This is a genomic window from Janthinobacterium sp. SUN206 (genome assembly GCF_030587305.1).
Classification (GTDB): Bacteria; Pseudomonadota; Gammaproteobacteria; order Burkholderiales; family Burkholderiaceae_D; genus Janthinobacterium; species Janthinobacterium kumbetense.
Map to the genome: position 1 here is coordinate 388,697 of NZ_JAPWIB010000005.1, position 13,814 is coordinate 402,510.

Annotated in this window: 12 protein-coding genes; all 12 read left to right on the top strand. The window is 61.8% G+C overall.

What is annotated here, in order from left to right; translation table 11 throughout:
• The first annotated feature begins 38 nt into the window (after nucleotides 1–38).
• The 12 genes from gyrA to lapB all read left to right on the top strand — a co-directional run bounded on the left by gyrA (nucleotide 39) and on the right by lapB (nucleotide 13,757).
• Nucleotides 39–2,723, top strand: a complete 2,685-nt coding sequence (gene gyrA, locus O3300_RS25080) for a DNA gyrase subunit A (RefSeq protein WP_251349945.1) — start codon at nucleotides 39–41, stop codon at nucleotides 2,721–2,723.
• A gap of 107 nt (nucleotides 2,724–2,830) precedes the next feature.
• Nucleotides 2,831–3,415, top strand: a complete 585-nt coding sequence (locus O3300_RS25085; protein ID WP_251349946.1) for a DUF2059 domain-containing protein — start codon at nucleotides 2,831–2,833, stop codon at nucleotides 3,413–3,415.
• Nucleotides 3,416–3,442: 27 nt separating this feature from the next.
• A complete protein-coding gene (gene serC, locus O3300_RS25090) occupies nucleotides 3,443–4,534 on the top strand; it encodes a 3-phosphoserine/phosphohydroxythreonine transaminase (protein ID WP_289906214.1) in 1,092 nt (363 codons plus the stop codon).
• Between the two features lie 83 nt (nucleotides 4,535–4,617).
• On the top strand, nucleotides 4,618–5,688 hold the full coding sequence (pheA, locus tag O3300_RS25095) for a prephenate dehydratase (protein ID WP_077400751.1): 1,071 nt from the start codon (nucleotides 4,618–4,620) through the stop codon (nucleotides 5,686–5,688).
• Between the two features lie 44 nt (nucleotides 5,689–5,732).
• Complete coding sequence (hisC, locus tag O3300_RS25100) at nucleotides 5,733–6,839, top strand: histidinol-phosphate transaminase (RefSeq protein ID WP_289906213.1); 1,107 nt, start codon at nucleotides 5,733–5,735, stop codon at nucleotides 6,837–6,839.
• Nucleotides 6,840–6,843: 4 nt separating this feature from the next.
• Nucleotides 6,844–7,749: a prephenate dehydrogenase/arogenate dehydrogenase family protein gene (locus O3300_RS25105; protein ID WP_251349949.1), complete on the top strand. Its 906-nt coding sequence runs from the start codon at nucleotides 6,844–6,846 to the stop codon at nucleotides 7,747–7,749.
• Nucleotides 7,750–7,767: 18 nt separating this feature from the next.
• Complete coding sequence (gene aroA, locus O3300_RS25110) at nucleotides 7,768–9,123, top strand: 3-phosphoshikimate 1-carboxyvinyltransferase (RefSeq protein ID WP_099665146.1); 1,356 nt, start codon at nucleotides 7,768–7,770, stop codon at nucleotides 9,121–9,123.
• Between the two features lie 15 nt (nucleotides 9,124–9,138).
• Nucleotides 9,139–9,807 carry a (d)CMP kinase gene (gene cmk / locus O3300_RS25115; protein ID WP_251349951.1) on the top strand — a complete coding sequence of 223 codons (669 nt, stop codon included), beginning with the start codon at nucleotides 9,139–9,141 and terminating at the stop codon, nucleotides 9,805–9,807.
• 141 nt (nucleotides 9,808–9,948) lie between these two features.
• Nucleotides 9,949–11,661, top strand: a complete 1,713-nt coding sequence (gene rpsA / locus O3300_RS25120) for a 30S ribosomal protein S1 (RefSeq protein WP_071650172.1) — start codon at nucleotides 9,949–9,951, stop codon at nucleotides 11,659–11,661.
• 17 nt (nucleotides 11,662–11,678) lie between these two features.
• Nucleotides 11,679–11,984: an integration host factor subunit beta gene (locus tag O3300_RS25125; RefSeq protein WP_008446215.1), complete on the top strand. Its 306-nt coding sequence runs from the start codon at nucleotides 11,679–11,681 to the stop codon at nucleotides 11,982–11,984.
• Nucleotides 11,985–12,232: 248 nt separating this feature from the next.
• Nucleotides 12,233–12,535, top strand: coding sequence for a lipopolysaccharide assembly LapA domain-containing protein (locus tag O3300_RS25130; protein ID WP_077400759.1), 303 nt, complete (start codon nucleotides 12,233–12,235; stop codon nucleotides 12,533–12,535).
• 46 nt (nucleotides 12,536–12,581) lie between these two features.
• Nucleotides 12,582–13,757 (top strand): lipopolysaccharide assembly protein LapB, encoded by a 1,176-nt coding sequence (gene lapB / locus O3300_RS25135; protein WP_077400762.1) that lies wholly within the window; start codon nucleotides 12,582–12,584, stop codon nucleotides 13,755–13,757.
• Nucleotides 13,758–13,814 lie beyond the last annotated feature (57 nt).

A 13,814-nucleotide genomic window follows, 5' to 3' on the forward strand; every position in this document is an offset into this window, starting at 1 on the left:
GATAAGTTAACCACAGCCTGAGATCAGTCGAACCGCCAATGGATCAATTCGCAAAAGAAACAATTCCTATTTCCCTCGAAGAAGAGATGCGCAAGAGCTACCTCGATTACGCCATGAGCGTGATCGTCGGTCGCGCCTTGCCCGATGCGCGCGATGGCTTGAAGCCAGTGCACCGCCGCGTCTTGTTCGCGATGCATGAAATGAACAACGTGTGGAACCGCCCTTACGTCAAGTGCGCCCGCGTGGTCGGCGAAACCATGGGTAAATACCATCCCCACGGCGATGCCTCGATCTACGACACGCTGGTGCGCATGGCGCAGGATTTCTCGCTGCGCTACATGCTCGTCGATGGCCAGGGCAACTTCGGTTCCGTCGACGGCGACGGCGCCGCGGCGATGCGTTACACCGAGTGCCGCCTGGACAAGATCGCCAGCGAGCTGCTGGCCGATATCGACAAGGACACCGTCGACTTCCAGCCCAACTACGATGGCAAGGAAAAGGAACCGACGGTCTTGCCGACGCGTATCCCGAACCTGCTGATCAATGGCTCGTCCGGTATCGCGGTCGGCATGGCGACGAACATTCCGCCACACAACATTACCGAAGTCATCGACGGCGCGCTGCACGTGCTGCGCAACCCCGAGTGCACGATCGATGAATTGATCGAGCTGATCCCGGCGCCGGACTTCCCGACGGCCGGCATCATCTATGGCGTGTCCGGCGTGCGCGACGGCTACCGCACGGGCCGCGGCCGCGTCGTCATGCGCGCCAAGACCCACTTCGAAGAATACGGCAAGGATGGCGGCCGCATCGCCATCATCGTCGATGAGCTGCCATTCCAGGTCAACAAGAAATCCTTGCTGGAACGCATCGCTGAAAACGTGCGCGACAAGAAGCTCGACGGCATTTCCGACATCCGCGACGAATCCGACAAGTCGGGCATGCGCGTGGTGATCGAGCTGAAACGGGGCGAAGTGCCGGAAGTGGTGCTGAACAACCTGTACAAGCAGACCCAGTTGCAAGACACCTTCGGCATGAACATGGTGGCCCTGGTCGATGGTCAGCCGAAGCTGCTGAACCTCAAGCAGATGCTGCAATGCTTCCTGTCGCACCGCCGCGAAGTGGTGACGCGCCGCACCGTGTTCGAACTGCGCAAGGCGCGCGAACGCGGTCACGTATTGGAAGGCCTGGCTGTCGCGCTGGCCAACATCGATGACTTCATCGCCATCATCAAGGCCGCGCCGACGCCGCCGATCGCCAAGGTCGAGCTGATGGCCAAGGCCTGGGATTCGTCCGTCGTGCGCGAAATGCTGGCCCGCACGGGCGACGGCTCGACGCCAGGCGGCATCGACGCCTACCGTCCGGAAAACCTGCCGAAGCACTATGGCATGCAGGGCGATGGCCTGTACAAGCTGTCGGACGACCAGGCGCAGGAAATTCTGCAAATGCGCCTGCAGCGCCTGACCGGCCTGGAACAGGACAAGATCGTCAACGAGTACAAGGACGTGATGGAACACATCGCCGACTTGCTCGACATCCTGGCCAAGCCGGAACGCGTCACCGTCATCATCACCGACGAAATGACGGCGGCGAAGAACGAATACGGCGCCGGCAACAAGGACGTGCGCCGCTCGCAGATCGAATTGAACGCGACCGACCTGGAAACGGAAGATTTGATCACGCCGCAGGACATGGTCGTGACCCTGTCGCACACCGGCTACATGAAGGCCCAGCCGATCACCGAATACCGCGCGCAGAAGCGCGGCGGCCGCGGCAAGCAAGCCATGGCGACGAAAGAGGAAGACTGGATCGACCAGCTGTTCATCGCCAACACGCACGACTACATCCTGTGCTTCTCGGATCGTGGCCGCATGTACTGGCTGAAGGTGTGGGAAGTGCCGCAAGGCTCGCGCAATTCGCGCGGCAAGCCGATCGTCAACATGTTCCCGCTGCAGGACAACGAAAAGATCACCGTGATCCTGCCGCTGTCGGGCGAGAACCGCACGTTCCCGGAAGACCATTACGTGTTCATGTCGACCAGCCTCGGTACCGTCAAGAAGACGCCGCTGAAGGACTTCAGCAATCCACGCAAGGCCGGCATCATCGCGGTCGACCTGGACGACGGCGACTTCCTGATCGGCGCGGCGCTGACCGACGGCCAGCACGACGTGATGCTGTTCTCCGATTCGGGCAAGGCAGTGCGCTTCGACGAAAACGACGTGCGTCCGATGGGCCGTACGGCGCGCGGCGTGCGCGGCATGAACCTGGAAGAAGGTCAGCACGTGATCGCCCTGCTGGTGGCCGAGAACGAGCAGCAGTCGGTGCTGACGGCCACGGAAAACGGCTACGGCAAGCGTACGCCGATCACCGAGTACACGCGCCATGGCCGTGGCACGAAAGGCATGATCGCCATCCAGACCAGTGAGCGCAACGGTAAAGTGGTTGCCGCGACCCTGGTCGATACCAGTGATGAAATCATGCTGATCACCACCGGTGGCGTATTGATCCGCACCCGCGTGTCGGAAATCCGCGAGATGGGCCGCGCGACGCAGGGCGTGACCCTGATCGCCGTGGAAGACGGCACCAAGCTGTCCGGCCTGCAGCGCGTGGTGGAGACGGATATCGACGAAGTCGAGCTGACGACGGAGGCGGGCCAGGAGGCTGCGGCCGCGCCGGCAGCGGCTGAACCGGCCGATCCTGTCGACCCGGCGCAGCCGGAGTAAGATGATTGGGGCTCTTTCGGGAGCCCCAATTGCTGTTGGCGTGCCGGTTGCGGCGCCAGCCTGCGTACCCCCAGATAGTTCCCCGCTTTTGTAAAGTCCCGCATGCCATGAGAAAAATCGTCGCCACCTTCTTCGCCGCGTTTTCGCTGGCCTTCCTTGCGACCCTGCCGGCCCTGGCCCAGAGCACGCAAGCCACGCCCGCCCGCCAGGCGGCGCCCAGCCCCGCCATGAAGGTGGCCGTGCGGCGCATGCTCGACGCGATGCAGTTCCCGCAACTGACGCGCAACATCTTCGACCAGATGCTGCAATCGGTGCCGGCCATGATCCGCCAGTCGGCGCAGCAGCAAATCAGCAGCAACCCGAACCTGGACGAGCAGCGCAAGGCGCGCGCGCTGGCCAGCGCCGAGGAAGAAATCCCCCTGGCCATCGCCACCCTGACGCAGGTGCTTGCCGATCCGACCCTGATCGACGAGCTGGCCGCCGAAATGGTGCCCCTGTACGCGCGCTTTTACACGGTGCCCGAAGTCGAGCAGCTGACGACCTTCTACAAGACGCCGCTGGGGCGCAAGATGCTGGCGACCATGCCGCAACTGTCAGCCGAATCGATGGCCATCAGCCAGCGCGTGCTGATCCCGCGCGTGAATGCGGTGCTGGACCAGGTCATGCGGGCGGCCACGCAGTCGCCCCAATAAGATTTCCATTTTGCCAAGGACCGTATCGTGACCCATATCTACAATTTTTCCGCCGGCCCCGCCGTCCTGCCCAAGGAAGTGCTGGCGCAAGCAGCTGCCGAGATGCAGGACTGGCATGGCAGTGGCATGTCGGTGATGGAAATGAGCCACCGTGGTCCCGAATTCATTTCCATCTACCAGCAGGCAGTGGCCGACCTGCGCGAGCTGCTGGCCGTGCCCGAGAACTACAAGATCCTGTTCCTGCAGGGCGGTGGCCTGGGCGAGAACGCCATCATTCCCATGAACCTGGTGGGCCTGGCCGCGCAGCAGCCGGCCACCGTAGACTTCGTGCATACGGGCTCGTGGTCCGGCAAGTCGATCCAGGAAGCGGCCAAGTACGCCAACGTCAACGTGGCCGCGTCGTCCAAGGCCGCCCGTTTCACGGGCGTGCCGCCGGTCGCCGAATGGCAGCTGACGCCGGGCGCCGCCTACCTGCACATTTGCACCAATGAAACCATCGACGGCGTGGAATTCCAGCAGGCGCCGAACGTGCCGGCAGGGACCACCATCGTGGCCGACATGTCGTCGCACATTTTGTCGCGCGTTATTGATGTATCGCAATATGGCGTCATCTTCGGCGGCGCGCAGAAAAATATCGGTCCGGCCGGCCTGACCCTGGTCATCGTGCGTGAAGACTTGCTGGGCAAGGCGCTGCCGATCTGCCCGTCGGCCTTCGACTGGAGCATCGTGGCCGAACATGAGTCGATGTACAACACGCCGCCCACCTACGGCATCTATATCGCCGGCCTGGTTTTCCAGTGGCTCAAACGCCAGGGTGGCGTTGCAGCCATGGAACAGCGTAATATTGAGAAAGCGGCGCTGCTGTACGCGGCGCTCGATGCGGACGACTTTTACCAGAACCGGGTCGCCCCAGAATACCGCTCGCGCATGACCATCCCGTTCTATCTGCGCGATGAAAGTCTGAACGACGCATTCCTGGCCGGCGCAAAACAGCGCGGCCTGCTGCAACTGAAGGGCCACAAGTCCGTCGGCGGCATGCGTGCATCGATTTATAACGCGATGCCGATCGAGGGCGTGCAAGCCCTGGTCAACTATTTGAACGAGTTTGCCGGACGCTGAGTCGCCTAGACGACCGCGCCGGCCCGCCGCCGGCGCAGGCCGCGCGGCCATGATTGAAGTACAGCTGACGAAACAAACCAACCATGACCGATAAATTGAAACCGCTGCGCGAACAGATCGATGCGATCGACGCGCAAATCCTCGAACTGCTGAACCGCCGCGCGCAAATCGCTCAGCAAGTGGGCCACGTGAAGGCTGAAACGCAGGCGCCCGTGTTCCGCCCCGAGCGCGAAGCGCAGGTGCTGCGCGGCGTGGCCGAACGCAATCCCGGCCCCATGGGCGACCGCGAAGTGCAGACCATCTTCCGCGAAATCATGTCGTCCTGCCGCTCGCTGGAAAAACGGGTCACTGTGGCGTACCTTGGCCCGGCGGGCACTTTCAGCGAACAGGCCGTGTACCAGCAGTTCGGCAGCGCCGTGGAAGGCTTGCCATGCGCGTCCATCGACGAAGTATTCCGTTCCGCCGAGGCGGGAACGGCGGATTTCGGCGTGGTGCCGATCGAAAATTCCTCGGAAGGCGCCGTCAACCGCACCCTGGACATGATGCTGCAGACGAGCCTTATCATCAGCGGCGAGGTGGCGATCGCCGTGCACCACAGCCTGATGACGAAGAGCGGCAACATGGATGGCGTCACCGCCATCTGCGCCCATTCGCAGGCGCTGGCGCAGTGCCAGGTGTGGCTGAACCAGAATTACCCGCACATCGCGCGTCATGCCGTGGCGTCGAACGCCGAGGCGGCCCGCATGGCCGGCGAAGACGGCACGGTGGCGGCCATCGCCAGCGAATTGGCGGGCGCGCAGTACAAGCTGGGCGTGGTCAAGGGCCATATCCAGGACGACCCGCACAACCGCACGCGCTTTGCCGTCGTCGGCACCTTGCAGACGGCGCCGTCGGGCAAGGACCAGACGTCGCTGGTGCTGGCCGTGCCGAACAAGGCGGGCGCCGTGTACCAGTTGCTGGCGCCCCTGGCGAAACACGGCGTGTCGATGACGCGCTTCGAGTCGCGCCCGGCGCGCATGGGCAGCTGGGAGTATTATTTCTATGTCGACGTGGAGGGCCACGTGCACGACGCAGCCGTCGCCCAGGCGCTGGCCGAGCTGCAAAGCAATGCGGCGTTTTTCAAGGTGCTGGGGTCATATCCTGTCAGCCTGTGAAGCTGTAGCTATTCTTACAATCACCCACTTTTTTAAAGAACACCATGTCTAAAAATATCGGTCCAGAATACGTCCGCGCCATCGCCCCTTACCAGAGCGGCAAACCGATCGCGGAAGTCGCGCGCGAATTCGGCCTCGACGAGGCAGCCATCGTCAAGCTGGCGTCGAATGAAAACCCGTACGGCATGCCGGAATCGGCCAAGCAGGCGATGATCGCCGCCATCGATGACCTGGGCCGCTACCCGGACGCCAACGGCTTCGACTTGAAAGCCGTGCTGTCGAAGCGCTATGACGTGCCGGCCGACTGGATCACCCTGGGCAATGGCAGCAACGACATCCTGGAAATCGCCGCGCACGCGTTTGTGCAGCATGGCGAATCCGTCGTGTACTCGCAGTATTCGTTCGCCGTGTACGCGCTGGCCACGCAAGGCCTGGGCGCGCGCCACATCGTCGTCCCGGCGCAAGCCTATGGCCATGACCTGGACGCCATGGCGGCGGCGATTGCCGACGACACGCGTCTGATTTTCATCGCCAACCCGAACAACCCGACCGGCACCTTCCTGACGGCGGCGCAGCTCGAAGCCTTCCTGCAGAAAGTGCCGGCGCATGTCGTCGTCGTGCTGGACGAGGCCTACAACGAATTCCTGTCGGCCGACGAGCAGTACGAGTCGACGGCGTGGGTGCGCCAGTATCCGAACCTGGTGGTCTCGCGCACCCTGTCGAAGGCGTATGGCCTGGCCGGCCTGCGCATCGGCTTCGCCATCGCCCAGCCGGTGCTGACGGATTTGATGAACCGCATCCGCCAGCCATTCAACGTCAATTCGCTGGCGCAGGCGGCTGCGATCGCCGCCCTGAACGACAAGGCCTTCCTCGAGCAAAGCGCGCGCAACAACGCGGCCGGCTACCAGCAGTTTACGGAAGCGTTTGCGCAACTGGGCCTGGAATACGTGCCGTCGCACGGCAATTTCGTGCTGGTGAAGGTGGGCGACGATGATGAAGCGGGTGCGCGCGTGAACCTGGCGCTGCTGAAACAGGGCGTGATCGTGCGCCCCGTGGGCAGCTATGGCTTGCCGCAATGGCTGCGCATTTCCATCGGCCTGCCGCAGGAAAACGCCATCTTCATCGCCGCGCTGACGAAAGCGCTGGCTTGACGCCATGACGACGCCTGCACTGAAGAAGGTCGTCATTTTTGGCGTAGGCCTGATCGGCGGCTCGTTCGCGCGCGCCTTGAAACACGCGGGCGCGGTTCAAACCGTAGTCGGCATGGGCCGCTCACGCGCGTCGATGGTGCGCGCGCTCGAACTGGGTATCATCGACGAAATCGGCGGCGACATGGCGCAAGCCTTGCATGGCGCCGACCTGGTGCTGCTGGCCGCGCCCGTGGCGCAGACGGGTCCCATCCTGGCATCCATCGCGCCGCACCTGCAGCCCGGCACCATCGTCACCGATGGGGGCAGCACGAAGAGCGACGTGGTGGCGGCCGCGCGCGCGGCGCTTGGCGGCAAGGTGGGCCAGTTCGTGCCCGGCCACCCGATCGCGGGGCGCGAGACGAATGGTCCCGACGCCGCCATCATTGATCTGTATCAAGGCAAGAAAGTGGTGCTCACGCCGCTGGCGGAAAACGCCGCGGACGACGTCGAGCGCGTGGCGGCCGCCTGGCGTGCCTGCGGCGCCATCCTGCACACGTTGACGCCCGAAGAACATGACAAGGTGTTTGCCGCCGTCAGCCATCTGCCGCATTTGCTTGCCTTTGCGCTGGTCGACGACATCGCCAACAAACCGCACGCGGGCCTGCTGTTTCAATACGCGGCCAGCGGCTTTCGCGACTTTACGCGCATCGCCGGCTCATCGCCGGAAATGTGGCGCGACATCAGCCTGGCCAATCAGCCGGCGCTGCTGCACGAACTGGATGCCTACCTGGCGCAGTTGACGACCTTGCGCGCCCACCTGGCCGCGAACGACGGCGCCGCCATCGAGGGCGTGTACGCGAACGCCCAGCACGCGCGGCAGCAATGGATCGAGGCGATCGAGACGGCGGAAGCTCCCGCGCCCGCACAATAAATACTCAAGGATTCCAGCATGACCCAGACCAAGCACTACCCCCACCATATCGACTTGAAACCGGTGATGCACGCCGAGGGCACGGTGCGCTTGCCCGGCTCGAAAAGCATTTCCAACCGCGTGCTGCTGCTGGCCGCGCTGGCCAAGGGCACGACGAAGATCGTCGACTTGCTCGCCTCCGACGACACCTTCGTCATGCTGACGGCCCTGACATCGCTGGGCGTCAAATGGACGCAGGACGAGTTGCAGGGCGACCCGGCCACCGCGCACCAGATCCACCACGTGGAAGGCTGCGGCGGCGTGTTCCCGCACCACGAGGCTGACCTCTTCATGGGCAATGCCGGCACGGCGATCCGGCCGCTGACGGCGGCGCTGGCCGTCATCGGCGGCGACTACACCTTGCACGGCGTGTCGCGCATGCACGAGCGCCCGATCGGCGACCTGGTCGACGCGCTGAACGCCGTCGGCACGCAGATCGAATACACGGGCGAGCAGGGCTTCCCGCCGCTGCGCATCCGCCGTGGTCACATCCACGCGCAGCGCATCGCCGTGCGCGGCAACGTGTCGAGCCAGTTCCTGACGGCCCTCTTGATGGTGGCGCCGCTGATGGCGCGCGACCATGCCGTCACCATCGATGTCACGGGCGAGCTGATTTCGAAGCCGTACATCGAGATCACCCTGAACCTGATGCGCCGTTTCGGCGTGACGGTCGAACATGACGGCTGGCAGTCGTTCACCGTGCAGCCGGGCCAGCAATATCAAAGCCCAGGCACCATCCACGTGGAAGGCGACGCTTCGTCGGCCTCGTATTTCCTGGCGGCTGGCGCCATCGGCGGCGGCCCCGTGCGCGTGGAAGGCGTGGGACGCGACAGCATCCAGGGCGACGTGCGCTTCGTCGAAGCCTTGCAGCAGATGGGCGCGACCATCACCATGGGCGAGAACTGGATCGAAGCCCGTTCGAACGGCGTCCTGAAAGCCGTCGACATGGACTTTAACCACATTCCCGACGCGGCCATGACGATCGCCGTGGCCGCCCTGTACGCGGACGGCACTTCGACCTTGCGCAATATCGCCAGCTGGCGCGTAAAAGAGACGGACCGCCTGGCCGCCATGGCAACGGAGTTGCGCAAGCTGGGCGCGGAAGTGGAAGAGGGCGCCGATTACCTGCGCGTGACGCCGCCGGCGCAGATTCTTGCCGCCACCATCGACACGTATGACGACCACCGCATGGCCATGTGCTTTTCGCTGGCTTCGCTGGACGGCGCCGCGCGCCGCGGCAACGAGATGCGCATCAACGACCCGAAATGCGTGGCCAAGACCTTCCCCGAGTATTTCGCCGCCTTCGCGGGGATTGCCAAAGATACTTTGATTTAATTGATTGCCAACACTATGCCGACCTCCCACATTCCAGTCATCGCCATCGACGGCCCCACCGCTTCCGGCAAGGGCACGGTGGCGCACCGCGTGGCCGACAAGCTGGGCTTTCATTACCTGGACTCGGGCGCGCTGTACCGTCTGACGGCCTTGAGCGCGCTGCGCCGCGGCACGGACTTGCGCGACGAGCACGCGCTGGCCAAGCTGGCCGAACACTTGCCCTGCCATTTTGCGGGCGGCGAGATCCTGCTGGCGCATGAAAATGTCACTGAGCAGATCCGTGCCGAAGAAGTGGGGAATACGGCGTCGAAAATTGCTGTTTTGCCAACTGTCCGCCATGCCTTGGTCGGTTTGCAGCTGGGCTTTCGCAAGACGCCGGGCCTGGTGGCCGACGGACGCGACATGGGCACGGTGATCTTCCCGCACGCCCCATTGAAGGTGTTCCTGACCGCCAGCGTCGAGGCGCGCGCGCAACGGCGCTACAAGCAATTGATAGACAAGGGTTTTTCTGCTAATATGGAAGACCTTCTGATGGATTTGCAGGCGCGGGACGAACGTGATACTCACCGTGCGATTGCGCCGCTGGTTCCTGCGGAAGGGGCGCATGTCCTCGATACCTCGGCCATGACGGCAGATGATGCCGTTGAAACCGTGTTGAAATGGTATGCCGCAGTTGCAAAATAAGCAGCAAAATAGCGTGTATTGATGTGTAGTGCATGCTATGTGGTGCCCGTTGACGGCTCCTGGCCTGTCCGGGTGTGTCAAAAACCTAACCCAGTTTAAGTCGCATCGTGCGATCTCTGCTGGATAACCTGTGTGAACCCTATGTCTACTGTTACAACTAACGAATCTACCGGTATGGAAAGTTTTGCTGCGCTCTTCGAGGAATCGTTGTCGCGTCAAGATATGCGCTCCGGCGAAGTTATTTCCGCTGAAGTCGTGCGCCTCGACCACAATTTCGTGATCGTGAACGCTGGCCTCAAATCCGAAGCATTCATCCCTGTCGAAGAATTCAAGAACGACCACGGCGAACTGGAAGTCAAAGTTGGTGACTTCGTTTCCGTGGCGATCGAATCGCTGGAAAACGGTTTCGGCGATACCATCCTGTCGCGCGACAAAGCCAAGCGTCTGGCTTCGTGGCTGGCTCTGGAAAAAGCGATGGAATCGGGCGAAATCGTCGTCGGTACCGTCAATGGTAAAGTCAAAGGCGGTCTGACCGTGTTGACCAACGGCATCCGCGCATTCCTGCCGGGCTCGCTGGTTGATACCCGTCCTGTCAAAGACACCACCCCATTCGAAGGCAAAACCCTCGAATTCAAAGTGATCAAGCTGGATCGCAAGCGTAACAACGTGGTTCTGTCCCGCCGCGCCGTCATCGAAGCTTCGATGGGCGAAGAGCGTCAGAAACTGATGGAAACGCTGAAAGAAGGCACGGTCGTGACCGGCGTCGTCAAAAATATCACCGACTACGGCGCGTTCGTGGATCTGGGCGGTATCGATGGCCTGCTGCACATCACCGACCTGGCATGGCGCCGTGTACGTCACCCGTCGGAAGTTCTGACGGTTGGCCAGGAAATCACTGCCAAAGTCCTGAAATACGATCAAGAGAAGAACCGTGTTTCGCTGGGCGTGAAACAACTGGGCGACGATCCTTGGACCGGTCTGTCCCGTCGTTACCCACAAAGCACCCGTCTGTTCGGTAAAGTAACGAACCTGACCGACTACGGCGCGTTCGTTGAAGTGGAACAGGGTATCGAAGGTCTGGTACACGTTTCCGAAATGGACTGGACGAACAAAAACGTTGCTCCTAACAAAGTTGTCCAACTGGGCGACGAAGTAGAAGTGATGGTTCTGGAAATCGACGAAGAGCGTCGTCGTATTTCGCTGGGCATGAAACAGTGCAAAGCCAATCCATGGGACGACTTCGGTGTTACCCATAAGAAAGGTGACAAAGTCCGCGGCGCGATCAAATCGATCACCGACTTCGGCGTGTTCATCGGCCTGGCCGGCAACATCGACGGTCTGGTGCACCTGTCCGACCTGTCCTGGACCGAAACCGGCGAAGAAGCCGTGCGTCGCTTCAAGAAAGGTGACGAACTGGAAGCCATCGTTCTGGCCATCGACGTTGAGCGCGAGCGCGTTTCCCTGGGCGTCAAGCAACTGGAAGGTGACCCATTCAACAACTTCGCAGCCATGAACGACAAAGGCTCGCTGGTAACCGGTACCGTTAAATCGGTTGAGCCTAAAGGCGCCGTGATCCAACTGTCCGAAGAAGTTGAAGGCTACCTGCGCGCTTCCGAAATCTCGCGCGACCGCGTTGAAGATGCTGGTACGCACCTGAAAGTCGGCGACACCGTCGAAGCAATGGTGTTGAACATCGACCGCAAAGCCCGTGGTATCCAACTGTCGATCAAAGCGAAAGACAACGTTGAAACCCAGGAAGCCATGCAGAAGATGGCAGCTACCGACAACAACGCAGCTTCGGGCACCACCAGCCTGGGCGCCTTGTTGAAAGCTAAGTTCGATAACAAGAACTAAGACTGCGGATACGGCAGATGACAAAGTCCGAGCTGATCAACCGCCTCGCTGAGCGTTATTCTCAGCTGGTGGCGAAAGATGCGGAGTATGCCGTCAAGACCATTCTCGATGCGATGACCAACGCCCTGGCGACCGGTCAGCGTATCGAGATCCGCGGTTTTGGCAGTTTTGCCCTGAACAGCAGGCCCCCGCGCATCGGCCGCAACCCGAAATCCGGCGACAAGGTGATGGTTCCCGAAAAACGGGTACCCCACTTCAAGCCGGGCAAACAGTTGCGCGAGCGGGTGGACGCGATGGTCGGACAACCGATCATCGAGGATTAATCGTCTGCTGGAAGGCGACACAAAGAGCGGCGTCCTTGGATGCCGCTTTTTTTTGTTAATATGCTGAGAATGCCTGACATAAGCTACTGCGCGTCGCGCTTTGCGGCCTGCGATGCTCACCGTACTTCAGTACGGTTGCGCTTCTCGGACCAAAGGGGGCGCCGAGCCTCGCTGACGCTCGCTACGCTTCTGTCAGGCATTCCAAGGTTGTGCCATACGGGCATTTTTTGTACTTTCTGGGCGTATCGATGAAAATCATCTCCACCATCGTTGGCTGTGTTCTCTTCGTCCTGTTCTTCAGTTTTGCGCTGAAGAATGCGCAGGTTGTCGACCTGCATGTTTTCCTCAATTATGAAATTCGCGGCCCCCTGGTCCTGATGCTGCTGGGCTTTTTTGTCGCCGGCGCCAGCCTGGGCGTACTGGCCTTGACGCCGACCGTGTTCCGTCACCGCCGCGAAGCGAGCAAGCAAAAAACCACCATTGCCGCGCTGCAGACCGTTGGCGTGGCCAGCAATGTCCAGCCGCAACCGGACAGCGTGAGCGCGCAGTAAGCGGCGCCATCGCTCCTATCTCTCTTACTCGAATAAAAACAATCGCATGGATTTTGAACTCTGGTGGCTCTTGGGTATCCCCGTGTTTTTCGCGCTGGGCTGGATTGCCGCGCGTGTTGACATTCATCAACTGGTGTCCGAATCGCGCAGCCTGCCGCGCAATTACTTCAAGGGCTTGAATTTCCTGCTGAATGAGCAGCATGACAAGGCCATCGATGCCTTCATCGAAGTCGTCAAGCTGGACCCGGAATCGGCCGATATGCACTTTGCCCTGGGTAACCTGTTCCGCCGCCGCGGCGAGACGGAGCGCGCCATCCGCGTGCACCAGAATTTGCTGGCGCGCCCGGACTTGCCGCTGGAGCAGCAGGGCCATGCCGCCTATGAGCTGGGCATGGATTACCTGAAGGCGGGTCTGCTGGACCGCGCCGAAGAAACCTTCAACAGCCTGGTCGACACGCAATATGCGGCCCAGGCGCGCCGCGCGCTGCTGGAAATCTACCAGCGCGAAAAGGAGTGGCCACGCGCCATCGAAGCGGCCGTGGGCTTGCAGGAATCGGGCGCCGGCGCGCGCCAGAAGGAAATCGCCCAGTTCTATTGCGAACTGGCGCATGACGCGCTGGTGCACATGAAGCCGGACGAAGCCATGCCGCTGCTGGAAAAAGCCTTGCAGACGGACCGCAAGAGCGTGCGCGCCACCATCCTGACGGGCGACGTGCTGCTGGCGCGCGGCGACGTGGAAGGCGCGCTGACCACCTGGCGCCGCGTGGAGCAGCAAAGCGTGCCGCATGTGGCCCTGGTGGCGCAGCGTCTGATGGACGGTTATACCAAGCTGGGCCGTCCACAGGAAGGCGTCAACCTGCTGCGCTCCTACCTGGAAGAGGCGTCGTCGATCGACCTGATCGAAGTCGTCTTCAAGGCCGTCATCGAGCTCGACGGCGTGGAAGCGGCGAAACAGCTGGTCAGCGCCGAGCTGCGCCGCACGCCGACCCTGCTGGGCCTGGATAAACTGCTGGAAGCGCGCATGATGGATGCGCCGGCCGCCATCTGGTCGGAGCTGTCGATGGTGAAAAACCTCGTGCACGGCTATACGCAGAAGCTGGCCCGCTACCAGTGCAGCCACTGCGGCTTCAAGGCGCGCCAGTTCTATTGGCATTGCCCGGGCTGCAACAAGTGGGAAACCTATCCGCCACGACGCACGGAAGAACTCAACGTCATGAATTAGTCGTGCCCAGCACAGGGCTCATGGCTGCGTTGCAGCGCCTTGCCCTGAACCCTGTGC

Coding starts and splice junctions, on each gene's coding strand:
- gyrA (WP_251349945.1), top strand. CDS start 39: ATGGATCAATTCGCAAAAGAAACAATTCCTATTTCCCTCGAAGAAGAG.
- O3300_RS25085 (WP_251349946.1), top strand. CDS start 2,831: ATGAGAAAAATCGTCGCCACCTTCTTCGCCGCGTTTTCGCTGGCCTTC.
- pheA (WP_077400751.1), top strand. CDS start 4,618: ATGACCGATAAATTGAAACCGCTGCGCGAACAGATCGATGCGATCGAC.
- hisC (WP_289906213.1), top strand. CDS start 5,733: ATGTCTAAAAATATCGGTCCAGAATACGTCCGCGCCATCGCCCCTTAC.
- O3300_RS25105 (WP_251349949.1), top strand. CDS start 6,844: ATGACGACGCCTGCACTGAAGAAGGTCGTCATTTTTGGCGTAGGCCTG.
- aroA (WP_099665146.1), top strand. CDS start 7,768: ATGACCCAGACCAAGCACTACCCCCACCATATCGACTTGAAACCGGTG.
- cmk (WP_251349951.1), top strand. CDS start 9,139: ATGCCGACCTCCCACATTCCAGTCATCGCCATCGACGGCCCCACCGCT.
- rpsA (WP_071650172.1), top strand. CDS start 9,949: ATGTCTACTGTTACAACTAACGAATCTACCGGTATGGAAAGTTTTGCT.
- O3300_RS25125 (WP_008446215.1), top strand. CDS start 11,679: ATGACAAAGTCCGAGCTGATCAACCGCCTCGCTGAGCGTTATTCTCAG.
- O3300_RS25130 (WP_077400759.1), top strand. CDS start 12,233: ATGAAAATCATCTCCACCATCGTTGGCTGTGTTCTCTTCGTCCTGTTC.
- lapB (WP_077400762.1), top strand. CDS start 12,582: ATGGATTTTGAACTCTGGTGGCTCTTGGGTATCCCCGTGTTTTTCGCG.